The following is a 26,427-nucleotide window of genomic DNA, read 5'->3' on the forward strand; positions in this document are numbered from 1 at the left end:
GCGCCGCGGGGCGTCCGGCGCCCCGTTGAGACCCGATGATCGGCCCCGGTCACCGGCGGGTCAACCCCGTGCCGGCGGTGTCCCGGCGGGGCGGCGCGGGGCACGCGGCACGGCGGCGCCGGAGGGGTGGCACGGACGGGACGGCGCGGCCGCCGGGCACCCCGGTGCGCGGCCGGCTCAGAGCAGGAGCACGAGCAGCAGGATGATGCCCACGATCACGAGCCCGAGGATGCCCCAGTTCTTCAGGCCCGCGGGGTCGTCGTCCTCCGCCCACGCCGGGTGCGGCGGGGGCCAGCCGGGCCGGCCCGGCCCGCTCCGGTCCGAGGGGTCGCCCGGGGGCTGTCCCGGACCGGGCATCCCGGCGCCCGCCGGTCCGCCCGGTCCGCGGGGGAAGCCCGGGCTGCCGGGCGCACCGGGGGAGCCCGCGGCACCGGGCGCGCCGGGGTGGCCCGGGAGGCCGGACGGGCCGGGGGCTCCCGGTGCGCCGGGGCCGCCCGCCGGACCGGGAACGCCTGCCGCTCCGGGGCCGGCGGGGCCCGGCCCCCACTGCTGCGGCGGGGCGCCAGGACCCGCGCCGGCGGCCGGCGGGGCGCCGGCCGGGCCCGTGCCGGGGAGCACCTCGCCGGACAGCGCCGGGCCGGGCTCCCGGGGGCGGCGCTCGGCCTCCTCGAGCACGGCGGAGAATCGCTCCAGCGGCTCCGAGCCGTCGTGCTCGCGCGCCAGCATCCGCCGGACGCGGCGGCGGACCTCGCGGTAGACGCGGTCGTCGTCGTCGATCCCGAGGTCGCGGGCCGCCTCGGCGAGCGCGATCGGGGGCCGGTCGGGGACGGGGTGCGTGGCCCACTCCAGCAGTCCCGTCAGCAGGGGCCGCTCCAGGACGGGGGCGAGGGCCGCGCGGGCGCCCGGCACGCCGGTGAAGCCCAGCAGCGCCTCCGGCGGGGCCGAGGGGGCGCCCGGGAAGTCGCCCGGCGCGCGGGCGGCGCGCTCGAGCAGGGCGGTGTCGTCGAACAGGGTGGCCAGGAGCACGGCCGCCGCGAGCCGGTCGGGGTTCCGCGCGGGGTCCTGCGCCGTCCCCGGCGCGGCCTGTCCGGGGGTCTCCGGCGGGGCGTCCTCCGCTGCGGGGCCGGGGCCCGCCCAGTGGGCGGCCAGGGCGCGGCGGGCGGGCTCGCCGGCCAGGCGCACCTTCAGCTGGAGCTCCTCGGGTCCGCGCACGGTCCGCTCCGGGTGCTCCACCGCGTCGCGCACCTGCGGGTCGAGCTCGAAGTCCATGGGGCCACCTTCCGTCGTCGTCCGTTCCATGGTCGCAGACCGGTGCGGGCTTGTGCGGGGCGGAATGCTCCGTAGACTGACGATCCCGCACACGGTCCGACCGAGGAGAGGGATCCACCATGACCGAGCACGACCACGCCGAGCACGTCGAGAAGGTCCGCGAGATCATCAGGAGCACCCGCATCGCGCTGCTCAGCCACGTCGACGACCACGGGCGCATCGTCGCCAAGCCGATGACCACCCAGGAGGTGGACTTCAACGGCACCGTCCGCTTCCTCGCCGAGCGGCACTCCGACCAGGTGCAGGGCCTGCTGCGGCGCCCCGCCGTCAACGTCGCCTACTCCGGGGACGGCGCCTGGGTCTCCCTGGCCGGCACGGCCCGCGTGGTCGACGACGTCGCCAAGATCGAGGAGCTGTGGAACACCTTCAACGCCGCCTGGCTCGAGGGCGGGCCCGAGAACCCGGACAACGTGATCGTCGAGGTCGACGCCGAGACGGCGGAGTACTGGGACGCCCCGGGCGGCAGCAAGGTCACCCAGGTCGCGAACCTCGTGAAGTCGGTGGCCACCGGCAAGCGGGTCCAGGGGGACAGCGCGGTCGTCGATCTCTGAGCCGCCCCGGCGCACGCGGCGGCCCCCGGAGCCCGTGGGCTCCGGGGGCCGCCGCGCGTTCGGGCGGGCCTGCGGCTCAGGCGTCCTGGCCGGGGTCGGAGCTCTCGCCGAGGATGTCGTCGAAGGCCTCGCGCACGGCCTGGCGGGTCGCCAGGCGCACGCTCGCCGCACTCTGCTTGTCGGCGGTGTCGGCGTCGGCGATGCGCTGCCGTTCCTCCTTCTCCTGCTCCAGGGCGTGGTCGCGGGCCTGGCGGATGCGGTCCATGATCTCGTTGGCGTCCATGGGGAGAGCCAACCACAGATCCGCCGGATTCGACAGAGGGCTGATCATCCCGGGGTCGTGACCCCACGGGGAGGGCGCTGACGGGCGACGGGCTCGTGCGAGCGGCGGTACTGCGCGGCCAGCCGCACGGGCGCGTTGGGCGCCCCGAAGCCGGCGTAGCCGCCGCGGCGCTCGACCACCTCGAAGAACACGGTGCCCAGGGTCCCGGTGTAGAAGTGCAGGAACTCGCCCCCGGCGTCCCGGTCGTAGAGCAGGTCGAGCTCCTGCAGCGAGGCCACGAACGCCTCGTCGAGGTCGAAGCGGGCGACCAGGTCCTCGTAGTAGTTCTGCGGCACGGGCAGCGGGGCCAGGCCCCGGCGGCGGGCCCGGCGGGCGGCGGCGACCACGTCCGAGCAGGCCAGGGCCACGTGCTCGGGGTAGGCGGCGCCCACGAACGAGCCCTGCTCCGCGGCGGCCGGGGCCACGTTCAGCGGCATCCGCACCGCGCCGTCGGCCGAGCGCATCACCTGGCTGCGCACGAGCCCGGACGGGCCCGGGACGTCCTGCGCCGGCTGGGCCTCCAGGGCCAGCACCGAGGTGTAGAACAGCACCGCCTCGTCGTAGTGCTGCCAGGGCTGGGCCATGTTGACGTGGTCCACGCCCGTGACCAGGGCGGCGGGGTCGAGGGCGTCGTCGGCGCCGAACTCGCCCAGCCACGGCGGCACCCCGTCCGGGCTCGCCCGGCAGAAGAAGATCTCCGTGCCGTCCGGGGCGTGCACCCCGCGCAGCACCTGCTCGCCCGGGCCCTGGGTGCGCTCGACGGGGCGGGCCCGCAGACGGGCGGCCCGGTCCGCGGCCGTCTCCGGGTCCTCGACCGTGAACCCGAGGGCCGCGATCTCCGTGGGGGAGGCCCCGGGGGCGGCCTCCCGCACGGCGTCGACGACGACGACGCGCACCGGCCCCTGCACCCACACCTGGACGTGCTCCTTCGACTGGTGGTGCCCGCCCAGGGCGAAGCCCAGCTGGTGCAGCAGCCGCGTGGTCTCCCCGAGCCGGGCCGTGCGGATCTCCACGAAGTCGTAGCCGGCGGGCTCCGCCACGGCGGGCAGGGCCTGCAGCTCCAGGCGGTCCCGCACCGGCTGCCCGGCCAGCGCCCGGCGGGTCCGGTCCTCGAGCCAGCGCAGCGAGCGCAGCCCGTCCACCGCGGTGCGCCGGGCGTCGGCCTGGCGGAAGGCGTCGTTGAAGATCTCCAGGGAGACCGGCCCGTCGTAGCCCGAGCGCACCAGCCGGGTCATGAAGCCGACCATGTCGAAGTCGCCCTCGCCCGGGAAGACGCGGTGGTGGCGGGACCAGGAGAGCACGTCCATGCTCAGCAGCGGGGCGTCGGCCAGCTGCACGAAGAAGATCTTCTCCGCCGGGATCCGCTCGATCGGGGCCGGGTCCCAGCCGCGGGAGAGGATGTGGAAGCTGTCCAGGCACGTGCCCACGCTCGGGTGGTCGGCGAGCTCCACGATCCGCTGGGCGTGCTCGAAGTCGTCGACGTAGCGGCCCCACGCGAGGGCCTCGTAGGCCAGGCGCACGCCGTGCTCCCCGGCGAGGTCCCCGAGCGCCCGCAGCTGCCGGGCCGCGACGGCGTCGTCGTCCACGGTCGCGGTGGCCACGTTGGAGCACACGAGCACGGTGTCCGTGCCCAGCCGGTTCATCAGCCGGAACTTCGCCGCGGCCCGGCGCAGGACGGCCGGGAACAGCTCCGGGCCGACCCCCTCGGCGTCGCGGAAGGGCTGGTAGAGGTCCAGGCCCAGCCCCAGCTCCGCGGCCAGGTCCCGGATCCGCTCGGGGGAGGAGGGGGAGACCACGAGGTCCTGCTCGAAGATCTCGATGCCGTCGAAGCCGGCCGCCGCGGCGGCGTGCAGCTTCTCCTCGAGGGTGCCCGAGAGGCAGACGGTGGCGATGGAGGTTCTCATGCGGGGTCCTTCTCGTGGGGGTCGCGGGACGCGGGCGGGGTGCGCCGCGGCGCGGCTCAGCGGGCGGCGGGGGCGGGGCGGCGCTCGCCGAGCAGGGACAGGAAGTGCGCGCGCATCCGGGCCCGGTCGGGCCGGCGCCCGGTGATCAGGGCGAAGGCGTCGGCGGCCTGGCCCACGGCCATGTGCCCGCCGTCGAGCACCCGGCAGCCGGCGGCGCGGGCGGCGGTGACCAGCTCGGTCGCCACGGGCAGGTAGACCACGTCGGCGACCCACTGGGTGCCGTCCAGCAGGGCCGGGTCGAAGGGGGTGCCGGGGTGGTGGTGCATGCCCACGGGGGTCGTGTTGACCACGCCGTCGGCTGCCGGGACCAGCTCGGCCAGCTCGGCCGGGGCGGCGGCCAGCACCTGCCGGTCCGGGAACATCGTGCGCAGGGCCGCGGCGCGCTCGGCGGCGCGCTCCGGGTCGAGGTCGACCAGGTGCAGGGTGGCGACCCCCTCGGACAGCAGCGCGGCGGCCACGGCGGCCCCCGCCCCGCCCGTGCCGACCTGCACGACGGTGTCCGTGGCGACGCCCGGAAGCTCGGCGCGGAAGCCCGCGGCGAAACCGGAGCGGTCCGTGTTGTGGCCGACGAACCGGCCGTCCCGGACCAGGACCGTGTTCACCGCGCCCAGGGCCGCGGCCTCCGGGGCGACCTCGTCCAGGTGCGCCAGCACCAGCTGCTTGCACGGGTGGGTGATGTTGAAGGCGTTGAAGCCCAGGTCGCGGCCCGCGGCCAGCAGCGCGCCCACGTCGGTGCCCGGGCGGCCGGCGACCTCCAGGTCCACGGGGCGGTAGAGGTAGTGCAGGCCCTGGTGGGCGGCCTCGGCCTCGTGCATGGGCGGGGTCAGGCTGGCGGTGATGCCCTCGCCGATCAGGCCCACCAGGTAGGACTCGGACACGGTGCTCATGGAAGCTCCTCGGGATGGTGCGGGGTCGGTGCGGTGGGTCGTCGTGCGGGGCGCCCGCGGGCGCGGCGGGCGGTCGCGCGGGTGTCCCGGGGTGGCCTCAGGGGCGGGAGGGCAGCTCCAGCGCCAGGTCCTCGGCGGTCTGCCGCAGCTCCGGCAGCCGCTCCTGCAGCCCCTCGAGGGTGCTGCGGAACAGCGGGGCGGCCAGGGCCACGGCCGCCACGAGCCGCCCGCCGGGGCCGAGCACGGGCACGCCGAGGGCGGCCATGCCGGTGTCGTTCTCCTCCTGCTGCCCCGCCCAGCCCTGGGCGCGGATCCGCTCGACCTGCCGGCGCAGCTCGGCGCGGTCGGTGATCGAGTGCCCGGTGCGCGGGCTCAGGTCGATGCGCCCCAGCAGCTCCTCGCGCACCGGGGCGTCGCTGAAGGCCAGCAGGACCTTGCCCACCGCGCTGGTGTGCAGCGGGCCGCGGTCGCCGGGGTCGGTGGTCGTGCGGAACTGCGGGCCGTCGACCTTGTGCACGGTCAGGAACCGGTCCCCGTCGAGCACCGCCAGGATCGAGCTCTCCCCGGTGCGCTCGGTGAGCCGCTGCAGGATCGGGGCGGCGGTCCCCTCGAAGCCGCGCTGGTGGGCGACCCGCCGGCCGAGCTGGTAGACGCGCAGCCCCAGCCGGTAGCGCTTCTCCCCGGGGTCGTAGGTCGCGAACTCCTCCTCGACCAGGGTGTGCAGCAGCCGGTAGGCCGTGCTGAACGGGTAGCCGGCGTCCTCCGCGACCTGCCCGGCGGTGGCCCCGTCGGGGTGCTCGCCGAGGAGGGTGAGCACGCGCAGCGCCTTGCCGACCGTGCCGGAGCGTTCCGCTGCCATCTGCTGCCTCCTTGACGTCGTGCTGTGACCTGCGTCATTCTAGTATTCACTATACAGCAACCATTGCCAATATGCGGCAACGCGGCCCAGGAGCTTCCCGGACCGCGACGGGAGCGGCGGACGGTCCCGGCGGCGCCGGCGTCCCTGGCCCGCGGGCCCCGAGCCCGTCCCGTGCGCCCCAGGCCCCGACCGGAGGACCTCCCGACATGAACCCCACCGCGCCCCCGGGCTCCCACGCCAGGACGCCGAAGAAGGCGGCTCTCGCCAGCTGGATCGGCTCGGCCCTGGAGTACTACGACTTCGCGGTCTACGGCACCGCGGCCGCCCTGGTGCTCAACCACCTGTTCTTCCCCGAGGACGCCGCCCCCGGCGTGGCGATCCTGCTGTCCATGGGGACCGTGGGCGTGGCCTACGTGGTCCGCCCGCTCGGGGCCCTGATCCTGGGGCCGCTGGGCGACCGGTACGGCCGGAAGTTCGTGCTGATGCTGACGCTGTTCCTGATCGGCGGGGCGACCTTCGCCGTGGGCTGCCTGCCCACCTACGACCAGGCCGGGATGCTGGCCCCGGCGCTGCTCGTGCTGTGCCGCGTGGTGCAGGGGCTCTCCGCCTCCGGCGAGCAGGCCAGCGCGATCTCCGTCTCCCTCGAGCACTCCGACGAGCACCGCCGGGCGTTCACGACCAGCTGGACCCTCCAGGGCACCCAGTTCGGCACGCTGCTGGCCACCGCGGTGTTCATCCCCTTCACCCTCGTGCTCACCGAGGAGCAGCTGTTCAGCTGGGGCTGGCGCGTGCCGTTCTGGCTCTCGGCCGTGGTCGTGGTCGTGGCCTGGGTGATCCGCCGCCGCCTCGAGGAGCCGCCGGCCTTCGAGCAGTCCCGCGCCGCGGTCCCCGGCGAGAAGCCGGCCACCCCGCTCGCGCTGATGCTCAAGCACCACAAGACCGCGGTGGTGCGCATCGCCGCGGCGGCCATGATCAACACCGTCAACGTGGTCTTCCTCGTCTGGTCGCTGTCCTTCGCCACCTCCGTGGTGGGGCTGGAGCGCTCGACCATGCTGTGGGTCTCCGTGCTCGCCAACGCCGTGGCCCTGGCCGTGATCCCGCTCGCCGCCGGCGTCGCCGACCGGATCGGGCGCAAGCCGGTCTTCCTCGCCGGCGTGCTCGGCCCGGCCGTGATGATGTACCCCTACCTCGCCGCCGTCGCGGCCGGGAACTGGGTGCTGATCTTCCTGTTCGGCGCGGTCCTCTCCGGGTGCTTCTACTCGATGGCCAACGGCATCTGGCCCTCGTTCTACGCGGAGATGTTCCCGACGCGCGTGCGGGTCACCGGCCTGGCCATGGGCACCCAGATCGGCTTCGCCGTCTCCGGCGGGCTCACCCCGGTCGTCGCCTCCGCGCTGGCCGGCGCCGACGGCACGAACTGGCTGGCCGTGGCGGCCTTCGTCTCCGGGGCGTGCGCGGTCTCGGCCCTCGCGGCGCTGACCGCGAAGGAGACCAAGGACCTGGGGCTCGCGCAGATCGACGAGCTGCACACCACCCGCACCGAGGCCGCGGACCTGGCCGCCCTCGACCGGCAGGGCGCCGGCGTCTCCTGAGCGCCGCCGCCCGTCATCTGCGGCGGCTCCCCGGGGACCGCCCGGGGAGCCGTCGTAGACTCCGGCCATGAGAAGCCAACTCGTGCGTCCCCGCTCCGGCAAGCTGCTCGGCGGCGTGTGCGCCGCCCTGGCGGCACGCTTCGGGCTGCCGAAGTTCCTCGTCCGCCTCGGGTTCGTCGTCTTCGGGCTCGTGGGCGTGGGGGAGCTGGTCTACATCGCCCTGTGGATCATCATCCCGAAGGAGCAGTGAGCCGGCTCAGCCCGCCGCGCGGCCCAGCCGCGCCTCCGGGACCAGCTCGTCCGGCACCCGGCCCTCGACCGCCGTGCGGGCAAGGGCCTCGCCCAGCGCCGGCGCCTGCTTGAACAGGTTGTGCCCGGCCACGGCCGTGACCCCGTCGGCCGACCACACGCCCACGCCGTCGTCGCCCCACGGCAGGCGTGTCACCCAGCAGTGCACGTGGTCCAGCGGCTCCGGGACCACCCCCGGCAGGGCCCGCTCCACCCAGCTGACCGTGCGCTCCACGAGCCCGGCCAGTGCGGCCGGGTCGGCGACCCCGCCGTCGGCGGTCGCGCCCGTGGTGTCGCTGAGACCCACCGACCAGAACCGGTCGCCGGGGTAGGGCGCCGCGTAGACGCCCGTCTCCCCGAAGGCCCCGCTGCCGTCCTGCAGCGTCGGCAGCCCGGCCGCCGCCGCGACTCCCGGGCGGACGGCGAAGCTCACGCGCACGTGCGCGCCGAGCTCGACGGGCAATTCCAGGCCGGCGCCGCGGGCCAGCGGCGCGGTGCCGCGGCCGGCGCACAGCAGCACGTGGTCGTGGTGGTCGACCCCGGTGCCGGTGCGCACCTCCACGCCCCCGCGCACCGGGCGCACCGACAGGACGTGGTCGGGCACCAGGGCACCCTCCAGCCGGCCGGCGAGCGCGCCCACCGCGGCCAGGGTGCGGATCGCCCCGCCGCGCTCGTCGAGCATCGCCGTCCCGTCCCACGGGCCCAGCAGCGGCAGCCGCTCGCGCAGCTCCTCCGGGCCGAGCCGCCGGACGGGCACCTGCGCGAAGGGCTCGAGCACGGCCAGCTTGTCCTCGACGCCCGGTCCGAGGGCCACGGCCCCGGCGGGGGAGACGAGTTCGGTGCCGAACTCCTCCTCCCATCGCGCCCACAGCGCCCGGGAGCGGACCACGAGCGCGACCAGCCGGGGGTCCTCGTGGGCGTGGCGGAAGATCCGCGACTGCCCGGCCGACTGGCCCCCGCCGGGGCTGCCCGCCTCGTAGACCGAGACATCCGCCCCGAGGGCGCGCACGGCGTGCGCCGCCGCGAGCCCCACGATGCCTGCACCGACCACTGCGACCCGAGTCATGGGTCGAGCCTAGCGGCCCGCCCCGCGGCGGGGTCGGCCGCCCCGGCGGGAGCCGGGCCCCCGGCGGGGGCGTCGGCGGGGGCCTCCGGGGTCCCGCCCACCATGACGACGGCGCTGGCCGCCACGACCAGGCCCATCCCCGCCAGCTGGAGACCGGTCAGGCCCTGGCCCAGCACGAGCAGCCCGGCCAGTGCGGCCACCGCCGGCTCGAGGCTGAGCAGGATCCCGAACACCGCCGGGGGAATGCTGCGCAGCGCGAGCAGCTCGAGGGAGTACGGCACCACCGAGGACAGCAGGGCGATGCCGGCGCCGGCGGTCAGCACCGGGAGGGTGAGCGCCGGCAGCTCGACGGTGGCCAGGCCCGCGGGGGCCACCAGCGCGGCGGCGACCACGAGGGCGACGGCGAGCCCGTCGAGCTGGTCGAAGTGCCGGCCCGCCGCGCGGCTGCCCAGGATGTAGGCGGCCCAGCCGGCCCCGGCCGCCGCCGCCCACGCGAGGCCGCCGAGGTCGAGCTCGGCCCACGGGACCGTGAGCGCCTGCGAGATGAGCACGATCCCGGCCAGGGCCGCGAGCACCGCCGTCCCGTCGCGCAGCCGCCGGGAGAGCACCGCCGAGAGCGCCAGCGGGCCCAGGAACTCCACGGTCACGGCCACCCCCAGCGGCAGGGTCGCCAGCGACTGGTAGAACGCGAAGTTCATCCCGGCCAGTGCAGCCCCGAAGAACAGGCCCGCCCGCCAGGCCTCCTTCCCGCGCCCGCGCAGGCGGGGCCGGATCACGGCCAGCATGATCGCCGCGCTCACCAGCAGCCGCACGGTCACGGTGGCGGAGGCGCCGATGAGCGGGACGAGCACCGCGGCCAGGGCCCCGCCGAACTGCACGGAGACGACGGCGGCGAGCACGTAGAGGGTCGGGCGCAGCCGGGTGCTGCGGGCGGGAGCGGTCACCCGTCCAGGGTAGGGGCCGTCGGGCCCCCGCCAGCTCCCGCGCGGCGCGCCCCGGTACCCTGGCACCCGCCCCGACCCCCTTCCCCGAGGAGCCCCCCGTGAGCCCGACCCCCGTGAGCCCGACCCCCGGCCCGTCCCGACCGCCCGGCACCGCCGCGGCGGGCACCGCCCCCGCCCCCGTGCGCCGCAGCCTGCCCGGAAACCTCGTGCGCGGGGCCCTCATCGGCGTCGTCGAGACCGTGCCCGGGGTCAGCGGCGGCACCGTCGCCCTCGTCGTGGGGATCTACGACGAGCTGATCAACTCCGCCGGCCACGTCGTCTCCGCCGGCCGGCGCCTGCTCACGGGCCCCGACCGCGCCGCGGGGCTGCGCGAGCACCTCGCCCGGGTGCACTGGCGGATCGTGGTCCCGGTGGTGCTCGGGATGGCCGCGGCGCTGCTGACCGTGGCCGGGCCCGTCAGCCACCTCGTCGAGACCCAGCCCGTGCTGATGCGCGCGCTGTTCTTCGGCATGGTCCTCGCCTCGATCGGCGTGCCGCTGCGGCTGGCCGGGGGAGGGCTCGGCCCCCGCGCCCTGCTGGTCGTGGCGGCCGCCGCCGTCCTCGCGTTCGTGCTCGTCTCGATCCCGCCGACCACGGTCGCCCCCGCCCCGCTGCTCGTGGTGCTCGCGGCCATGGTCGCGGTCTCCGCGCTGCTGCTGCCCGGGCTCTCGGGGTCCTTCCTGCTGCTGACCATCGGCCTCTACCAGCCCACCCTGCGCGCCGTGGACGAGCTGGACCTCGGCTACCTCGCCCTGTTCTTCCTGGGCGCGGCGCTGGGGACGGTCGTGGTCGTCAAGGGCCTGCAGTGGCTGCTCCACCGCCACCACCGGGTCACGATGCTCGCCCTGACCGGGCTGATGCTCGGCGCGCTGCGGACGCTGTGGCCGTGGCAGCTCGAGGACCGCACCCTGCTCGCCCCCGCGGCGGACTGGTGGGTGCAGCTGCTCGCGGCCGCGGCCGGCGCCGCCGTCGTCGTCCTCCTGCTCGCCGTGGACGCCCGCACGCGGGCGCGCACCGGGCACGGCTCTCCGGAGGAGCTCGCCGGGGTGGAGGACCCGGACCCCTCCCGCTGAGACCGCGCCCCGGCCCTTGCGCACGGCAGGACCCCGGAACCGAGAGGTTCCGGGGTCCTGGACGGCGGCGGAGTCTCAGCGGCCGTCGGTGAAGTTCCTGGCCGCGTCCTTGACCTTCTCACCGGTCTGCTTCGCATCGGCCGAGACCTTGTCGGCCTGGCCCTCCGCCTGCAGGTCACGGTTGTCGGTGGCGTCGCCGACCTTCTCCTTGGCGGCGCCGGAGGCCTTCTGCGCGGCGTTCTCCATCTTGTCTCCGATACCCATGAGCACTCCCTCCGTCGGTGAACAGGTCCCTCAAGAGTAGACCCCTCAGCATGCTGAGGGAACAGTCCCGGACGGGTTCGCCCCAGGGCGAACAGCTGTCGGGCTCAGCGCTCGGGCACCTCGAGACCCGCCGCCGCGAGGCGCTCGCGGGCCCAGTCCGGGATCTTCCGGCCCATCCGCCGGTGGGCGGCCAGGTGGCGGCGCAGGTCCTCGGCGGTCACCGGGTGCGGGGCGTGGGCGGGCGGGCGCGGGTCGTCGTCGTGGTGCAGGACCAGCTCCACGACCGGTCGCTCCCACCGGCTCCCCGCGACGCTGACGAGCAGGGTCGCCGACAACCACGTGCCGTCGACGAGATCGGCCTGCGCCGCCTGCAGCCGGCGCACGGTCCGCCGCAGGCGCCGGTCGGGCTCCACCGGGTGCACGCGCGTGCCGGTCCCGCGCACCTCGCGGACCTGGGCGCGGACGTCGCGGCCCACGCTGAGCACCTCCAGCACGAGCGCGTCCCACCCGGGCTCCGCCCCGGTCCCGCGCACCAGCCACCGGGCGAGCCGGTCGATGCTCCTGCGCCCGCCGCGGCGCCGCTCTCCGTCCACGGCGCCCACCCTAGCGCCCACCTCCTGCCGCTGGATCCCGTCGCGGCGCCGAGTTCCCGTGCCGTCCGCGCCGCCGCCGTGGGGCCCCGGCGCCACGGGATCCCGCGGCAGGTGAGGGGTCACTGGTAGGAGACGAACCAGGGGGCCGGCTCGAGCGCCATCGTCTGCTCGGGCGTGAAGGTCGGGGTGTCCTCGTCGTAGAAGTTCTTCCACGCCAGCCGCATCCCCTCCGGCAGGCCCGCCTTCAGCCGCTCCCACGTGCCGGTCTTCAGCTGCGGGGTGCCGTGGCCGTCGGCGTGCAGCAGCAGCGCCAGCTCGGGGTGCGAGGTGTCGACCAGGGGACGGTTCGTGATCATCGACTCCGCGAACTGGTGCAGCACCACGACCTTCTGCGGCAGCCCGTGCTCCCGGGTCAGCCCCGCCAGCCACTCGGTGGTCGCGTTGATCTCGGCGGCGTCCACCGAGCCGATCTGCACGAGGTGCACCTGGTCCGGGGCCAGGCGTCACTCGGGGTCCAGGGCCAGGCCCACGTTGGGCATCCGCAGCAGCTCCTCGTACTGGCGGGCCTGGCCGAGGAAGTCCTGGCGGCCGGGCTGGAGGTCGAGCACCACGTAGACGCCGTTCGCCGCGGCGGTCTCCACGAACGGGCGCAGCTCCTCGACCGGGGTCTCCTCGGAGTAGTCGCCGTCCGGGCCGGGGGCGGCCGAGGCGGTCGAGGCGATGATCTCGAACGCGGGCACGACCGGTTCCTCGCTGAAGGGCTCGTACTGCGCGGCGAGCTCCTTCGCGCGGACCACGGAGGCCTCGGCGTCCTGCTCGCCCAGCACCCCCAGTGCGGGGTTGCCAGGCCGGCCGTAGAGGGCCACCATGCGCCGGCCGGGGAAGACCTCGGTGCCCCCGCCCACCAGCTCGGCGGCCTCCTCGGGGGTGGGCGTCGCGGACGGCGGGGCCGACGACGGCGGCGCGGCGCCGTCCGCCCCCGTCGCGGACGGGTCGCCGCCGCCCGCGGCGCAGCCGGTGAGGGCCAGCGCCGCGGTCAGGACCACGGTGAGCAGGGGAGAGGTGGCTGCGCGCGTCATGTCGGCTGTCCTGGGGTCCTGGGGGAGACGGGAGGGGCTGTTCCCAGCGTACGCAGGGGCCCGCGCCCCGGCGGGGGTGGTGGGGCCCGGCGCGCCGGGGTCAGCGCCCGCCCGCCGCCCCCCGGGCCTCCCGGGGCGGTGGCGTCGGGGCGCTCCGTGCCGTCGCCGGGCGTGCCCGTGCCGGCCGGGTCCTCGGCGGGGTCGCCGCCGGGCGCGTCCGGGCCGCCGAGCTCCGCGAGCAGGCGCAGCCCCCGTCGCGCCCACGCGATCTCCTGCTCGGCGCGGGCTGCCTGCCCCTCGTAGGCGAAGACCTTGAAGCGCACGATCCGCTCCTCGTCCTCGGGGCGGGAGACGGCCAGGCGGCGGGCCAGGGTCGGGCTCGTGCGCTGCTCGAGCTCCGCGATCTGGGCGAGGGCCTGGCGGCGCTGCTGGTCGTAGTGGTCGATGTGCGCGCGCAGCTGCGCCGCGGCCGCACCGGGGCCCGCCCACTCGAAGTAGGCGGCCTTCAGGTGCGCGGGATCGCGCTCGCGCACGTAGCCGAGCGGGCGGTCCTGCCACGCGCGCAGCGCTTCCTCGCCCGCGGCCGTGATGGCGTACTCCGTCTTCGTCGCCCCCCGGGTGCCCCACGGCACCGGCCGGCTCGAGAGCAGCCCCTCGGCGAGCATCTTGCGCAGCTCCGGGTAGATCTGCGAGTCGGGGGCGTGCCAGACGTGACCCACGGAGGCGCTGAACTGCCGGGCGAGGTCGTAGCCGGTCATCGGGCCCGAGGACAGCAGCGCCAGCAGGGCGGAGCGGAGGCTCACGGGGAACGGTCCCTTCCGTGCGGGGGCGGTGGTGGGACGAGCCTATCCGGGCGGGATCCGGCCCGGGGGGTTGGCAGTCACTATGAGCATAGGTAGTCTGTGATCCGTGCCACGCACTATCTATGCAGATAGGTAGTTCGGCGCTCCCCGGACCGCTCAGCAGAGGAACACGCCATGACCGTCGCCGCGACGAGGACCACCACCGCCAAGCTCCTGTCCCACCCGCTCAACGCCTGGTACGCGGCCGGGTGGGACCACGAGATCACCGCCAGGGGCATCCTGGCCCGCACCGTGGCCGGGCGCCCCCTGGCCCTGTACCGCACGGAGGACGGGCGGGCCACCGCCCTGGCCGACGCCTGCTGGCACCGGCTGGCGCCGCTGTCGCAGGGCAAGCTCGTCGGCCGGGACGGGATCCAGTGCCCCTACCACGGGCTCGTCTACAACTCGGCCGGGCGCTGCATGTCGATGCCGGCCCAGGAGACGCTGAACCCCTCGGCCACGGTGGCGTCCTACCCCGTGGTGGAGCGCCACCGCTACGTGTGGGTCTGGCTCGGCGACCCGACGCTCGCCGACCCGGCCCTGGTGCCGGACATGCACCAGATGGACAGCCCCGAGTGGGCCGGGGACGGGGAGACCATCCACGCGCCCTGCAACTACCAGCTGGTCCTCGACAACCTGATGGACCTCACCCACGAGGAGTTCGTGCACTCCTCCTCGATCGGCCAGGAGGAGCTCTCCGAGTCCGAGTTCGAGACCACCCACGACGGGTCGACCGTGACCGTCACCCGGTGGATGCGCAACATCGACGCCCCGCCGTTCTGGCTGAAGAACATGCGGGACAGGTTCCCCGGCTTCGAGGGGAAGGTGGACCGCTGGCAGATCATCCACTACACCTTCCCGTCCACGATCTGCATCGACGTGGGCGTGGCCGCGGCCGGCACCGGCGCCCCGGAGGGCGACCGCAGCCAGGGCGTCAACGGGTACGTCATGAACACGATCACCCCGGAGACCGAGCGCTCCAGCCACTACTTCTGGGCGTTCATGCGCAACTACCGGCTCGAGAGCCAGCTGATCACCACGCAGCTGCGCGACGGCGTGCACGGGGTCTTCGGCGAGGACGAGGCGATGCTCCAGGCCCAGCAGGCCGCGATCGACGCCAACCCGGACCACGAGTTCTACAACCTCAACATCGACGCCGGCGGCATGTGGGTCCGCCGCCTGCTCGAGCGGGCCCTCGAGGCGGAGGGCCGGCCGGCCGCCGCGGCGGATTCCGCCCGGTCCGTGCCCGCCGGGGCCTGAGGGGGCAGCACCATGGCCGAGTCCCACACCCGCACCTGGTAGCGCGCCCGCGTCCACGCCGTCGAGGACGTCGCCGAGAACATCCGCCGCATCGTCCTGCACCCCGAGCGCCCGCACCCGGTCCGCCCGGGGGAGCACGTCGACGTGCGCGTGCCGGTCGACGGCGGCGTCCTCGAGCGCTCCTACTCCGTGGTCGACGCCTCCCCCGAGGGCACCGAGCTGGCGCTGAGCGTCTTCCGCACCCCCGCCTCCCGGGGCGGGTCGATCGCGATGCACGCGCTGCGCCCGGGGGACGTCCTCGAGCTCACCCAGCCGCTGCAGGACTTCCCGCTGCGGGTCGGCGCACCGTCCTACGTCCTGCTCGCCGGCGGCATCGGCATCACGGCCGTCGCCGCCATGGCCGCGCTGCTGCGCCGGCTCGGCGCGGACTACCGGCTCGTCTACGCCGCCCGCTCGCGCGCGGCGATGGCCTACGCCGGCGAGCTCGCCGCCCTGCACGGGGACCGGCTCGAGACCCACCTCGACGCCGAGGGCACCGCGCTCGACGTCGGCGCCCTGGTCGCCGGGGTCCCGGACGGGGCCGAGCTCTACATGTGCGGGCCCATCCGGCTCATGGACGCCGTGCGGCGGGCCTGGGCGGAGCGGGGCCTGGACCCCACGAACCTGCGCTACGAGACCTTCGGCAGCAGCGGCTGGTTCGACGCCGAGCCGTTCACCGTGCGCATCCCGCGCCTGGGCGTCGAGGCGCGGGTAGGGGCCGACGAGTCCGTCCTGGAGGCCCTCGAGCGCCGGGGGGTCGAGATGATGTCCGACTGCCGCCGCGGCGAGTGCGGGCTGTGCCAGGTGCGCATCCTCGACCTGCACGGGCGGATGGACCACCGCGACGTCTTCTACTCCGACCGGCAGAAGGCCCCGGACTCCCGGATGTGCTGCTGCGTCTCCCGGGCCGTCGCCGACGGCTCCGGCACCGACCCCGGCGTGCGCCCCGGCGCCGTCGTCACCATCGACGTCCCCTGAGAGGCACCCCATGGACATCCGCACCACCATCGACACCTCGAGGATGTCGGCCCGCCAGTGGGTCATCGTCGCCGTGGCGACCTTCCTCAACGCCCTCGACGGCTACGACGTGCTCGCGATGGCGTTCACCGCCACCGCCGTCACGGAGGAGTTCGGGCTCTCCGGCTCCCAGCTGGGCTGGCTGCTCAGCGCGGGCCTGATCGGCATGGCCGTCGGGTCGCTGGCCCTCGGCCCCTTCGCCGACCGCCACGGCCGCCGGCGGATCCTGCTCCTGGCGCTCGTGGTCAATGCGCTGGGCCTGTTCCTCTCCTCCACCGCGGGCTCCGTGCTCGAGCTGGGCCTGTGGCGGGTCGTCACCGGCCTCGGCGTCGGCGGGATCCTCGCCTCGGCCACCGTGCTGACCAGCGAGTACGCCAGCGCCCGCCGCCGCGGCATGGCCGTGAGCATCTTCACCGCCGGGTACGGCGTGGGCGCCACGCTCGGGGGCATGGGCGCGACCCAGCTCATCCCCGCCCTCGGGTGGCGCTCCGTGTTCCTGGTCGGCGGGCTGCTCACGGTCGTGGCCCTCGCCCTGACCGCCGCGCTGCTGCCCGAGTCCGTGGACTGGCTGCGCACCCGCCGCCCCGCCGGCGCCCAGGAGCGCGTGGCCCGCATCGCCGGCCGGCTCGGCCTGCGCGGGGAGGTCGGCCTGGGCCCGGCCCCCGCCACCGGTGCCGGCGCGCCGCGGGGCGCCGTGGCCACCCTGCTGGGCCCCCGCTACCGCACCGCGAGCCTGCTGCTGTGGGCGTCCTTCTTCGTCATCATGTTCGGCTTCTACTTCGCGAACTCCTGGACGCCGCGCCTGCTCGTCGAGTCGGGGATGTCGGAGCAGCAGGGCATCGTCGGCGGGCTGATGCTCACCATGGGCGGGACCTTCGGCTCCCTGCTCTACGGTGCGCTCACCACCCGGTGGGAGGCCCGGGCCACGCTGATGGCCTTCACGGTCCTCTCGGCGCTGACCCTCGTCCTGTTCATCACCACCACCGGGGTCCCGCTGCTCGCCTTCTCCAGCGGCGTGCTCGTGGGGATGCTCATCAACGGCTGCATCGCCGGGCTGTACACGGTCGCGCCGCAGGTCTACGAGCCCGGGGTGCGCACCACCGGCGTGGGCTGGGGGATCGGCGTGGGGCGGGCCGGGGCCATCCTCGCCCCCATCGCCGTGGGCGCGCTGCTCGACGCGGGCTGGACGCCCACCGCCCTCTACCTCGGGGTGGCCGCCGTCGTGGTCCTCGCCGCCGGGGCGCTCGTGCGGCTGCGGCCCCACGAGGAGCCCGGGGAGGCCCCCGCGGAGCGGGCGCCCAGCGGCGCGGTGGGCTGAGCCGGCGGGCGCGCCGTCGCCGTCCGGGGCATTTACCATGGGGAACAGATTCCGTCCCGTTCCCCGGAAGGCCGCACCCCATGGCGCGCTCGTTCAACCCGCCGCCCGCGTGGCCGCGCCCGCCCCGCGGCTGGACCCCGCCGCCGGGCTGGGAGCCGGACCCCTCCTGGGGGCCCGCCCCGCCCGGCTGGCAGTTCTGGACCGACGACGGCGCGCCCGTCCCGCACGGCGCCGGATCCTGGTCCGCCCCGGCGGCCGGCGTCCACGGCGTGCCCGCGGCGCCCGGGTCCGGCCCCGCGGGCCCCGGTGCGGCCGGTCCCGGCCCGGGCGGCGGCCCCGGTGCGCGGGGCCGCCGCCCGGGCCGGCTGCCGCTCGTGCTCGGCGCGGCGGGCCTGCTCGTGCTCGGCGCCGGCGGGGCCGCCGTGGTCGGGGCGCTGGCCGGGGACCGCGACGAGGTCGCGGCCGGCTCGGGGTGGGCCGCCCCCGCCGACCCCGCCGGGCGGGCCCCGGCGGCGCCGGAGGTCCCCGGGAACGCGATCGAGATCGGGGCGCCCCCGCCCGTGGAGATCCTCCGCGGCGAGGGCGGGGAGCGCTTCGACCTGCCCCGCCCCGACGGCACCGACCGGCCCGTGCTCGCGAGCACCCTGCGGGCCGGCTCCGGCTACGTGTGGTTCGAGGGCCACGACGAGGACGGCGAGCTCAGCGAGGTCACCCCCGTGCCGGAGCCGGGGCAGGAGGCGGTGTTCCTCGTCGACGACTCCTGGGACTCCGCGCGCACCGAGCGGATGGAGGCGCAGGCCGAGGACGGGGAGGCCTGGGAGTTCCGGGTCCACGACCTCGAGGACCTCCCCGCGGTCGACGAGGTCCGGGCCGTCACCGGCACCGGGGCGCGCGTGTTCCGCTGGCGCGCGGGTCAGGCCCACGTGCTGGCCTCCTCCTCGGGGGAGAGCAACTTCGTGGTGACCACCCGCCCGGTGCGCCCGGACGACGAGCACCACGGCGACCTGCTCGTCAACGAGATCGGCGCCGTGGAGCGGGCCACGACCCTGCCGGACGCGGACGTGTGGGTGGCCGTCGAGGCCGACGGTCCGTGGGCGATCGTCCCCCAGGCCGGAGGGGGCCGCGGCTGAGCGGTCGACGACGTCACATTCCGCGGCGACCCGGCTCACTGTGCTACGCCGCGTGACGCGGAGGTGGAGCCCTCCGGGCGCGCGGGCCTATCGTCGCCGGGTGCTCATCTCAGGTCTGATCATCGGTGCCGCCCTCGGGTTCGTCCTCCAGCGCGGCCGTTTCTGCGTCACCGGCGCGTTCCGCGACGTCTGGATCGCGAAGAACACGTGGTGGCTGTCCGCCTTCTTCGTGGCCATCGCCGTCCAGGCGGTGGGCATCTGGGTGCTCGACGCCCTCGGCGTCATCACCCTCGAGGCCTCCGCCTTCCCCTGGCTGGCCACGATCGTCGGCGGCTTCATCTTCGGCTTCGGCATCGTCCTCGCCGGCGGCTGCGCCACCGGCACCTACTACCGCGCCTCCGAGGGGCTCGTCGGGTCCTGGTTCGCGCTGATCTTCTACGCGCTGTTCGCGGCCGTGTCCAAGTACGGGCCCCTGGCCGGGACCACCGAGGCCATGCGCGGGGTCACCGTCGGCACCCAGGGCTCGATCCACGAGACCCTCGGGATCTCCCCGTGGCTGCTCGTGCTCGTCCTCGTGGCGGTCGCCGGCGTGTGGGCCCGCCACCACCTCACCAAGCCGCGGGCCAAGTTCGCGACCCTTCCCCCGGAGAGGACCGGCCTCAACCACCTGCTGTTCGAGAAGTCGTGGAACCCCTTCGCGACCGCGCTCGTCCTCGGCGCCATCGCGATCATCGCCTGGCCCGCCAGCTGGGCCACCGGCCGCGAGTCCGGCCTCGGCATCACCACCCCCTCGGCCAACATCACGAACTACCTGGTCACCGGCGACGTCGAGCTCGTCGACTGGGGCGTGTTCCTGGTCCTCGGCATCCTGATCGGCTCGTTCGTCGCCGCCAAGGGCTCGGGCGAGTTCAAGCTGCGCGTCCCCGACGCGCAGACGATCGTGCGCTCCATCGGCGGCGGCGCCCTCATGGGCGTCGGCGCGGCCTGGGCCGGCGGCTGCACCATCGGCAACGCCCTGGTCGCCACCGCAGCCTTCGAGTGGCAGGGCTGGGTGAGCTTCGCCGTCATGATCCTCGGCACCGGGGCGGCCGCCAAGCTGTTCATCGCCCCGCGCAGGAAGACCGCCGCCCCCGGGCGCGTGCCCGCCGGCGTCTGACCCCCGTCCCGTCCCCACCCCAGGAGGAACCCCTCATGGCACAGCACGTCCTCGAGACCGACGGTCTCGTCTGCCCCTTCCCCGTCGTCGAGGCCAAGGCCGCGATGGCCGAGATGCCCGCCGGCGACGAGCTCGTCATCCACTTCGACTGCACCCAGGGCACCGAGGCGATCCCGCGCTGGGCCGCCGAGAACGGCTACCCGGTCACCGAGTTCACCAAGCGCGGCGCCGCGGAGTGGTCGATCACGGTCCAGAAGGCCTGACCCCGCCCCTCCCGCGGGATCCCGTCGCGCCCCCGAACCCCCACGCCGCAGCGGCGTGGGGGTTCGCCGCTGCCGTGGGGTCCCGCGCCCGGGGACGGGACGGAACGGAACGGGACGGAGCAGAGGGTGAGGGGAGCGGGGCGGGCAGAATGTGTGGCGGGACACATCCCGGGGTACTAAAATGAATGTCACTCATTTACAGTGGGCGGCAGCCCCGCGCCCGCCCCGCAGAGAGGACCCCACCATGAGCGACGTGCTCCAGAACTACGTCGACGGCGCCTTCACCGACGCCCACGGCACCGGCCGGATCGACGTCGTCGACCCCGCCACCGGCACCGCGGTCGCCGTCTCGCCGGTCTCCGGCGCCCAGGACGTCGACGCCGCCTTCGCCGCGGCCAAGCGGGCCTTCCGGACCTGGAAGCGGACCACGCCGGGGGAGCGCCAGCGGCTGCTGCTGCGCCTGGCCGACGCCCTCGAGGAGCACAGCGCCGAGCTCGTCGAGGCCCAGCACCGCAACACCGGCCAGCCCCGGCAGATGATCGCCGACGAGGAGGTCGCCGCCGGCGCCGACAGCCTGCGCTTCTTCGCCGGCGCCGCCCGCACCCTCGAGGGCAGGGCCGCCACCGAGTACCTGGGCGAGCACACCTCCTACGTGCGGCGCGAGCCCCTCGGCGTCGTCGCCCAGGTCACCCCGTGGAACTACCCGCTGCTCATGGCGCTGTGGAAGCTGGGCCCGGCCCTGGCCGCGGGCAACACCGTGGTGCTCAAGCCCTCCGACACCACCCCGGAGTCCACGCTCGTGCTGGCCCGGCTGATCGACGGGATCCTGCCGGCCGGGGTCGTCAACGTGGTGCTCGGCGACGCCTCCACGGGCGCGCTCATGGCCGCGCACCGCACCCCGGCGATGGTCGCGATCACGGGCTCCGTGCGGGCCGGGCGCGCCGTGGCCACGGCCGCGGCGGGCAACCTCACCCGCGCCCACCTCGAGCTGGGCGGCAAGGCCCCCGCCGTCGTCTTCGCGGACGCCGACCTGCCCGCCGCCGCGCAGGCGCTCGTCGAGTTCGGCACCTTCAACGCCGGCCAGGACTGCACCGCGGTCACGCGCGTGCTCGTCCAGGACGGCGTCCACGACGAGTTCGTGCGCCTGCTCGCCGAGGCGGCCCGCGGGATCGTCACGGGCCGGGCCGACGACGCCGAGAACTTCTACGGCCCGCTCAACAACGCCGCCCACTTCGAGACGGTCTGCCGCAAGCTCGCCGAGCTGCCCGCGCACGCCACCGTGGTCACGGGCGGGCGCCCCGTCGAGGGCGCCGCCGGGTACTTCTTCGAGCCCACCGTGGTCACCGGCGTGCGCCAGGACGACGTCCTGGTCCAGGAGGAGACCTTCGGCCCGGTGCTCACGGTCCAGTCCTTCGCCACGGAGGAGGAGGCCCTGGAGCTGGCCAACGGGGTCGACTACGCCCTGGCCTCGTCCGTGTGGACCACCGACCACGGCACCGCGATGCGCGTCTCGCGCGAGCTCGAGTTCGGCTGCGTGTGGGTCAACACCCACGTCCTGCTCGTCGCCGAGATGCCCCACGGCGGGTCGAAGAGCTCCGGCTACGGCAAGGACCTCTCCCTGTACTCCCTCGAGGAGTACACCCAGGTCAAGCACGTGATGCACGCCCTCGACGTCTGAGGGGCGCCCGGCCGGGCCTCAGTCCCGGCCGGCCGCCAGGCGCGCCCGGAAGCCCTCGAGCATCGCGCCCAGGCCCACGTCGAAGGCCCGGTCCGCGGCGGCCCGGGGGTCGGCCGGGCGCGCCCGGGCGGAGCGGGTGAACACCGGGGCGAGCTCGGCCCGGTCGCCGGGCTCGAAGATCTCGGCGGGCGCGGTGGCGTCGTAGGCCGAGCCGAAGACGAACGACTCCACCGCCACGACGACGTCCACGACCGTCCCGCCCGCGAAGCCGGCCTCGGCCAGCCCGCGCGCGACCGTCTCGTACATCCGCAGGGTGTGCGGGGAGTCGGCGACGGGCAGCACGGCCATGACCGGGATCATGGCCGTGTGCTTCGCGTAGCAGTCGCGGTAGGACCGGGCCCACAGCTCGAGGGCTCGGTCCCAGGGCAGGGTCCCGAAGCCGGAGCAGTCGATGCCGTCGTTGATCCGGTCCTGCACGCGGATGAGCACGTCGCGCTTGGACGGGGTGTGGTTGTACAGCGCCGAGGTCGAGACCTCCAGCTCCCGGGCGAGCTCGGTCATGGTCAGGTGCCGGTAGCCGCGGGTGCTCACGATGCGGATCGCCGCGTCCGTGATCCGCTCCGTCGAGAGCACGGGGCGGCTGGGGCGCCCGCGCCCGCGGGCGGGGGGTGCGGCAGGGGCCACGGTCGGGTCACCTCCTGGGGTCGGGCGTCGTGGGCGGGAGCTCGCGGGGCGGGTCCGGCGGGGTTCCCGTCGAGTGTAGGCCCCCGCCGCGGGAGGGGTCTTGACGGGAGGCCGCCGGTGCCTCTTAATGAACCTAATTCATTTTGGAGTGGAGGAGATCACCATGTCGGATCAGCGCACCCTCGGCAGCGAGCGGGCGATCGAGCGGGACGTCGTCGTCGTCGGCGCCGGGCCCGCGGGCCTGATGGCCGCGCGCACCCTCGCCGCGGCCGGGCGGTCGGTGGCCGTGCTCGAGGCCCGCGACCGCGTGGGCGGGCGCACCTGGTCGCGCACCGTCGACGGGGCGTTCCTGGAGATCGGCGGGCAGTGGGTCTCCCCGGACCAGACCGAGCTGCTGGCCCTCGTCGACGAGCTGGGACTGGAGACCTTCCCCCGCTACCGCGAGGGCGCCTCCGTCTACCTCGCCCCGGACGGGAGCCGGCACACCTACACCGGCTCGATGTTCCCGGCCGGGGAGGCCACGGTCGCCGAGATGGGCAGGCTCATCGGGATCCTCGACGAGCTCGCCGCCGAGATCGGCGCCGCCGAGCCGTGGGCCCACCCGCGGGCCCGCGAGCTGGACACCGTCTCCTTCCACGCCTGGCTGCGGGCCCACTCCGGTGACGAGCAGGCCTGCGAGAACATCGGCATCTTCGTGGCCGGCGGGATGCTCACCAAGCCCGCCCACGCGTTCTCCGCCCTGCAGGCCGTGCTCATGGCCGCCTCCGCCGGGTCCTTCTCGAACCTCGTGGACGAGGACTTCATCCTCGACCGCCGGGTGATCGGCGGGATGCAGTCCGTCTCCGAGGCGATGGCGGCCGAGCTCGGCGAGGACGTCGTCTTCCTGAACACCCCCGTGCGCGCCGTCCGGTGGGGCGGGCCGGAGGACACCTACGCCGAGCACGTGCCCGGCACCCCGGTCACGGTCTGGTCCGACCGGCTCACCGTGGTCGCGAAGGACGTGGTCGTGGCCGTGCCCCCGAACCTCTACTCCCGGATCTCCTTCGAGCCGCCCCTGCCGCGGCTGCAGCACCAGATGCACCAGCACCAGTCCCTGGGCCTCGTGATCAAGGTCCACGCCGTCTACGAGACGCCCTTCTGGCGGGACAAGGGCCTGTCCGGCACCGGCTTCGGCGCCCACGAGCTCGCCCAGGAGGTCTACGACAACACCAACCACGACGACCCCCGCGGCACCCTGGTCGGCTTCGTCTCCGACGAGAAGGCCGACGAGCTCTTCGGCCTGCCCGCCGGGGAGCGCCGGCGGCTGATCCTCGAGTCGATCTCCCACTACCTCGGGGAGGAGGCCCTGCACCCGGTGGTCTACTACGAGTCCGACTTCGGCTCCGAGGAGTGGACCCGCGGCGCCTACGCCGCGAGCTACGACCTCGGCGGCCTGCACCGCTACGGCGCCCACCAGCGCACCCCGGTCGGCCCGATCCGCTGGGCGTGCTCCGACCTCGCCGCCGAGGGCTACCAGCACGTCGACGGCGCCCTGCGCCAGGGCCGGCTGGCCGCCGCCGAGGTGCTCGGGCAGGTCCCCGCGGGCGCGGCCGGGACCGCGCTGACGGGGGCGGCGCGATGAGCGCCCCCGGGCCCGTGCGCTACGTCGTCGGCTGCGCCGGGGACAAGCGCAGCCGCGACGCCGTGCGCCTGGGCGCCGCGATGGCCCGCGCCTTCGGCGCCGAGCTCGACCTCGTGCTCGTGCTGCGCCGCGACGACCCCTTCCAGCAGGTCTACCCGCCCGTCGGGGACATCTCCCCGGTGCTGCGCACCCAGGGCCGGCGGTGGCTGGAGGAGGCGGCGGCGCTCGTGCCCGGCGACGTCGTCGTGCGCACCCACCTGCGCGAGGCCGACTCCGTGGCCGGCGGGCTCGTCGAGGCCGCCGAGGAGCTCGGCGCCCGGCTGATCGTGGTCGGGTCGAACTCCGGGACGGGGCGCCTGTCCCTGGGCCCGGCCGTCGACGCCCTGCTGCACAGCTCCCCGGTGCCCGTCGCGCTCGCCCCGCGCCGCTACCGCGGCGAGACCCCGCTGACCCGCCTCTACGCCGCCGTGGGCACCCGCCCCGGCGCCCACCAGGTCCTCGACGAGGCCGCGCGGGCGGTGGGGCGCAGCGACCTCGAGCTCGTGCTGCTCTCCTTCCTGCCCCGCGAGGACGACGACGCCGCCCGCCGGGCGGTCCAGCACCACCTCGAGGAGGCCGCGGCCGCGGTGCGCCGCACCAACCCCGTCACGGTCGAGGTCGCCGCCGGCCCCTCCCTGAAGAAGGCCGTGCGCGCCGTGGACTGGGCCCCCGGCGGGATCCTGCTCATCGGCTCCTCCCGGCTCGCCCGCGGCCGGCAGATCTTCCTGGGCGGCACCGCCGCCCGCGTCCTCGCCCACCTGCCCGTGCCGATGGTCGTCGTGCCCCGGCCGGACCCGGAGACCGTCCGGGACACCACCACCCGCACCGAGAAGGAGGCCGCGTCATGAGCACCGGCACCAGCGCGGCCGCCCCCGCCGGGGAGCACGGCACCGACCACCGCAAGGGTCTGCGGACCGGATCCGTGGGGCTGCTCGGCTCCGTCGTCATCGGGGTCTCCTGCATCGCCCCCGCCTACACCCTCTCCGGGGCCCTGGGCCCCACCGCCTCCGTGGTGGGCACCTCCCTGCCCGCCATCTTCCTCATCGGCTTCCTGCCGATGCTGCTCGTGGCCGTGGGCTACCGCCAGCTCAACCGGGCCATGCCCGACTCCGGCACCACCTTCACGTGGGCCTCCAAGGCCTTCGGCCCCTGGGTCGGCTGGCTCGGCGGGTGGGGGCTGCTCGCCGCCACGATCCTCGTGCTCTCCAACCTCGCCGGGATCGCGGTGGACTTCTTCTACCTCGCCCTCGCCCAGCTCACGGGCAACGACGCGCTCGCCGAGCTGACCCGCAGCGTCCCCGTCAACATCGCCACCTGCCTGGCGTTCGTGGCCCTCGCCGCCTGGATCTCCTACCGCGGCATGGAGACCACCAAGGCCGTCCAGTACGTGCTCGTGGCCTTCCAGATCGTCGTGCTGCTCTGGTTCTCGGCGGCCGCCTTCGGCCACGTGGCCGGCGGCACCGCCTTCGAGGGCCTCACGATCCGGGCCGAGTGGTTCAACCCCCTCGGCATCGACTCCTTCTCCGCGCTGGCGGCCGGGGTCTCCCTGTCCGTGTTCATCTACTGGGGCTGGGACGTGGTGCTGACCATCAACGAGGAGACCCGCGGCGCCGCGACCACCCCGGGGCGGGCCGCGATCGCCACGATCCTCGTGATCGTCACCCTCTACCTCACCATCGCCCTGGCCGTGCTCAGCTACTCCGGGGTGGCCGAGGAGGGGCTGGGCCTGGGCAACGAGGAGATCCAGGAGAACATCTTCGCCGCGCTCGCCGGGCCGGTCATGGGCCCCTTCGCGATCCTGATGTCCCTCGCGGTGCTCTCCTCCTCGGCGGCCTCGCTGCAGTCCACCTTCGTCTCCCCGGCCCGCACCATGCTCGCCATGGGCCACTACGGGGCGCTGCCCTCCCGCTACGCCCGCATCGCCCCGCGCTTCCAGTCCCCGGGCTACGCGACCGTGGCCGCCGCCGTGGTCACCGCCGTGTTCTACACGGTGATGCGCGTGGTCTCCGAGAACGTCCTGTGGGACACCATCACCGCCCTGGGCATGATGGTCTGCTTCTACTACGGCGTCACGGCCCTGGCCTGCGTGTGGTACTTCCGCCGGCAGTCCCGCCGCAGCGCGAAGGCCTTCCTGGCCCAGTTCCTCGCCCCGCTGCTGGGCGGGATCCTGCTGCTGGTCTTCTTCGTGCAGACCTCCTGGGACTCCATGGACCCGGACTACGGCTCCGGGTCGGCGATCGGCGGGGTGGGCCTGGTCTTCGTCCTCGGCGTGGGGATCCTGCTGCTCGGCGTCGTCGTCATGGTCCTCCAGCACCGCCGCAACCCGGCGTTCTTCCGCGAGCGCTTCGAGACCACGGAGCTGCCGGTCCTCGACTGATCCCGGCACGGCCGGCTCCGTGCCGCGCGGGCCCGGCGGGCCGGCGAGCGCGGGCAGGACCGCGACGTGGTCGGTGGACGCGGTGCAGCGGGGCGTGCACGGTCCCGGTGCGGCGGGAGCGGGAGGCCGTGGCCCGCGCGGCGCGGGCCACGG

At 75.3% G+C, this 26,427-nt stretch carries 27 protein-coding genes; 14 read left to right on the top strand and 13 right to left on the bottom strand.

The genetic code is table 11. The annotated features are described in order from the left end of the window. Positions 1 to 177: 177 nt before the first annotated feature. Positions 178 to 1,269, bottom strand: a complete 1,092-nt coding sequence (locus tag LQU92_RS08020) for a hypothetical protein (protein ID WP_230779730.1) — start codon at positions 1,267 to 1,269, stop codon at positions 178 to 180. 119 nt (positions 1,270 to 1,388) lie between these two features. Between LQU92_RS08020 and LQU92_RS08025 the strand changes: the two genes are divergently transcribed. Beyond that, on the top strand, positions 1,389 to 1,880 hold the full coding sequence (locus LQU92_RS08025) for a pyridoxamine 5'-phosphate oxidase family protein (protein WP_230779732.1): 492 nt from the start codon (positions 1,389 to 1,391) through the stop codon (positions 1,878 to 1,880). 76 nt (positions 1,881 to 1,956) lie between these two features. On the opposite strand, the gene LQU92_RS08030 is transcribed toward LQU92_RS08025, so the two are convergent. The 4 genes from LQU92_RS08030 to LQU92_RS08045 form a co-directional block, all read right to left on the bottom strand. Beyond that, positions 1,957 to 2,163, bottom strand: a complete 207-nt coding sequence (locus tag LQU92_RS08030; RefSeq protein WP_230779734.1) for a hypothetical protein — start codon at positions 2,161 to 2,163, stop codon at positions 1,957 to 1,959. 44 nt (positions 2,164 to 2,207) lie between these two features. Continuing rightward, a complete protein-coding gene (locus LQU92_RS08035; protein ID WP_101851445.1) occupies positions 2,208 to 4,106 on the bottom strand; it encodes a sugar phosphate isomerase/epimerase and 4-hydroxyphenylpyruvate domain-containing protein in 1,899 nt (632 codons plus the stop codon). Between the two features lie 56 nt (positions 4,107 to 4,162). After that, complete coding sequence (locus tag LQU92_RS08040) at positions 4,163 to 5,053, bottom strand: shikimate dehydrogenase (RefSeq protein ID WP_230779736.1); 891 nt, start codon at positions 5,051 to 5,053, stop codon at positions 4,163 to 4,165. Between the two features lie 97 nt (positions 5,054 to 5,150). Beyond that, entirely contained in the window at positions 5,151 to 5,912 is a 762-nt protein-coding gene (locus LQU92_RS08045) for an IclR family transcriptional regulator (protein ID WP_230779737.1), read from the bottom strand. 206 nt (positions 5,913 to 6,118) lie between these two features. Here LQU92_RS08045 and LQU92_RS08050 point away from each other — a divergent pair, with 206 nt between their 5' ends. After that, the gene (locus tag LQU92_RS08050) at positions 6,119 to 7,504 is read left to right on the top strand and encodes an MFS transporter (protein ID WP_230779739.1); all 1,386 of its coding nucleotides are present in this window, start codon (positions 6,119 to 6,121) and stop codon (positions 7,502 to 7,504) included. 67 nt (positions 7,505 to 7,571) lie between these two features. Beyond that, positions 7,572 to 7,754 carry a PspC domain-containing protein gene (locus LQU92_RS08055; protein WP_058857416.1) on the top strand — a complete coding sequence of 61 codons (183 nt, stop codon included), beginning with the start codon at positions 7,572 to 7,574 and terminating at the stop codon, positions 7,752 to 7,754. Between the two features lie 6 nt (positions 7,755 to 7,760). Here LQU92_RS08055 and LQU92_RS08060 read toward each other — a convergent pair whose 3' ends face one another. Together LQU92_RS08060 and LQU92_RS08065 are read right to left on the bottom strand one after the other, a co-directional pair. Next, positions 7,761 to 8,858, bottom strand: coding sequence for an FAD-binding oxidoreductase (locus LQU92_RS08060; RefSeq protein ID WP_230779742.1), 1,098 nt, complete (start codon positions 8,856 to 8,858; stop codon positions 7,761 to 7,763). Further along, positions 8,855 to 9,802: a DMT family transporter gene (locus tag LQU92_RS08065; RefSeq protein WP_230779744.1), complete on the bottom strand. Its 948-nt coding sequence runs from the start codon at positions 9,800 to 9,802 to the stop codon at positions 8,855 to 8,857. The genes LQU92_RS08060 and LQU92_RS08065 overlap by 4 nt, the downstream gene beginning before the upstream one ends. 98 nt (positions 9,803 to 9,900) lie before the next feature. On the opposite strand from LQU92_RS08065, the gene LQU92_RS08070 reads away from it, so the two are divergent. After that, positions 9,901 to 10,914, top strand: a complete 1,014-nt coding sequence (locus LQU92_RS08070) for a DUF368 domain-containing protein (RefSeq protein ID WP_230779746.1) — start codon at positions 9,901 to 9,903, stop codon at positions 10,912 to 10,914. 75 nt (positions 10,915 to 10,989) lie between these two features. On the opposite strand, the gene LQU92_RS08075 is transcribed toward LQU92_RS08070, so the two are convergent. The 5 genes from LQU92_RS08075 to LQU92_RS08095 form a co-directional block, all read right to left on the bottom strand. Then, positions 10,990 to 11,178, bottom strand: coding sequence for a CsbD family protein (locus LQU92_RS08075; RefSeq protein WP_058857413.1), 189 nt, complete (start codon positions 11,176 to 11,178; stop codon positions 10,990 to 10,992). Between the two features lie 104 nt (positions 11,179 to 11,282). Then, complete coding sequence (locus LQU92_RS08080; protein ID WP_230779748.1) at positions 11,283 to 11,771, bottom strand: hypothetical protein; 489 nt, start codon at positions 11,769 to 11,771, stop codon at positions 11,283 to 11,285. A 119-nt stretch (positions 11,772 to 11,890) separates the two neighbouring features. After that, positions 11,891 to 12,247 carry a hypothetical protein gene (locus tag LQU92_RS08085; RefSeq protein WP_230779751.1) on the bottom strand — a complete coding sequence of 119 codons (357 nt, stop codon included), beginning with the start codon at positions 12,245 to 12,247 and terminating at the stop codon, positions 11,891 to 11,893. 27 nt (positions 12,248 to 12,274) lie between these two features. Beyond that, entirely contained in the window at positions 12,275 to 12,850 is a 576-nt protein-coding gene (locus LQU92_RS08090) for a hypothetical protein (protein WP_230779752.1), read from the bottom strand. Then, on the bottom strand, positions 12,847 to 13,653 hold the full coding sequence (locus LQU92_RS08095; RefSeq protein WP_374229668.1) for a PadR family transcriptional regulator: 807 nt from the start codon (positions 13,651 to 13,653) through the stop codon (positions 12,847 to 12,849). The genes LQU92_RS08090 and LQU92_RS08095 overlap by 4 nt, the downstream gene beginning before the upstream one ends. A 174-nt stretch (positions 13,654 to 13,827) precedes the next feature. Here LQU92_RS08095 and LQU92_RS08100 point away from each other — a divergent pair, with 174 nt between their 5' ends. From LQU92_RS08100 to LQU92_RS08130, 7 genes are all read left to right on the top strand, one after another. Continuing rightward, the gene (locus LQU92_RS08100) at positions 13,828 to 14,952 is read left to right on the top strand and encodes an aromatic ring-hydroxylating dioxygenase subunit alpha (protein ID WP_230779755.1); all 1,125 of its coding nucleotides are present in this window, start codon (positions 13,828 to 13,830) and stop codon (positions 14,950 to 14,952) included. 144 nt (positions 14,953 to 15,096) lie between these two features. Then, on the top strand, positions 15,097 to 15,969 hold the full coding sequence (locus LQU92_RS15130; protein WP_308071609.1) for a PDR/VanB family oxidoreductase: 873 nt from the start codon (positions 15,097 to 15,099) through the stop codon (positions 15,967 to 15,969). A gap of 10 nt (positions 15,970 to 15,979) precedes the next feature. Beyond that, the gene (locus tag LQU92_RS08110; protein WP_230779758.1) at positions 15,980 to 17,326 is read left to right on the top strand and encodes an MFS transporter; all 1,347 of its coding nucleotides are present in this window, start codon (positions 15,980 to 15,982) and stop codon (positions 17,324 to 17,326) included. An 80-nt stretch (positions 17,327 to 17,406) separates the two neighbouring features. Beyond that, positions 17,407 to 18,456, top strand: a complete 1,050-nt coding sequence (locus tag LQU92_RS08115; RefSeq protein ID WP_230779760.1) for a hypothetical protein — start codon at positions 17,407 to 17,409, stop codon at positions 18,454 to 18,456. Between the two features lie 100 nt (positions 18,457 to 18,556). Beyond that, positions 18,557 to 19,612 (top strand): YeeE/YedE family protein, encoded by a 1,056-nt coding sequence (locus tag LQU92_RS08120; RefSeq protein ID WP_230779763.1) that lies wholly within the window; start codon positions 18,557 to 18,559, stop codon positions 19,610 to 19,612. Between the two features lie 35 nt (positions 19,613 to 19,647). Continuing rightward, positions 19,648 to 19,875, top strand: a complete 228-nt coding sequence (locus tag LQU92_RS08125; protein ID WP_058857407.1) for a sulfurtransferase TusA family protein — start codon at positions 19,648 to 19,650, stop codon at positions 19,873 to 19,875. Positions 19,876 to 20,119: 244 nt separating this feature from the next. Next, positions 20,120 to 21,553, top strand: coding sequence for an aminobutyraldehyde dehydrogenase (locus LQU92_RS08130; protein WP_230779767.1), 1,434 nt, complete (start codon positions 20,120 to 20,122; stop codon positions 21,551 to 21,553). An 18-nt stretch (positions 21,554 to 21,571) separates the two neighbouring features. On the opposite strand, the gene LQU92_RS15300 is transcribed toward LQU92_RS08130, so the two are convergent. After that, entirely contained in the window at positions 21,572 to 22,237 is a 666-nt protein-coding gene (locus LQU92_RS15300) for a TetR/AcrR family transcriptional regulator (protein ID WP_230779771.1), read from the bottom strand. 163 nt (positions 22,238 to 22,400) lie between these two features. On the opposite strand from LQU92_RS15300, the gene LQU92_RS08140 reads away from it, so the two are divergent. From LQU92_RS08140 to LQU92_RS08150, 3 genes are read left to right on the top strand one after another with little or no spacing between them, the layout of a single operon-like run. Beyond that, entirely contained in the window at positions 22,401 to 23,858 is a 1,458-nt protein-coding gene (locus tag LQU92_RS08140) for an NAD(P)/FAD-dependent oxidoreductase (protein ID WP_230779773.1), read from the top strand. After that, complete coding sequence (locus LQU92_RS08145) at positions 23,855 to 24,745, top strand: universal stress protein (RefSeq protein WP_230779775.1); 891 nt, start codon at positions 23,855 to 23,857, stop codon at positions 24,743 to 24,745. Before LQU92_RS08140 ends, LQU92_RS08145 begins: the two co-directional genes overlap by 4 nt. Then, positions 24,742 to 26,274 carry an APC family permease gene (locus LQU92_RS08150; RefSeq protein WP_230779777.1) on the top strand — a complete coding sequence of 511 codons (1,533 nt, stop codon included), beginning with the start codon at positions 24,742 to 24,744 and terminating at the stop codon, positions 26,272 to 26,274. The genes LQU92_RS08145 and LQU92_RS08150 overlap by 4 nt, the downstream gene beginning before the upstream one ends. Positions 26,275 to 26,427 lie beyond the last annotated feature (153 nt).

Origin of the sequence: Kocuria sp. LUK, from assembly GCF_021012935.1 — a bacterium.
GTDB classification, from domain to species: Bacteria; Actinomycetota; Actinomycetes; order Actinomycetales; family Micrococcaceae; genus Kocuria; species Kocuria flava.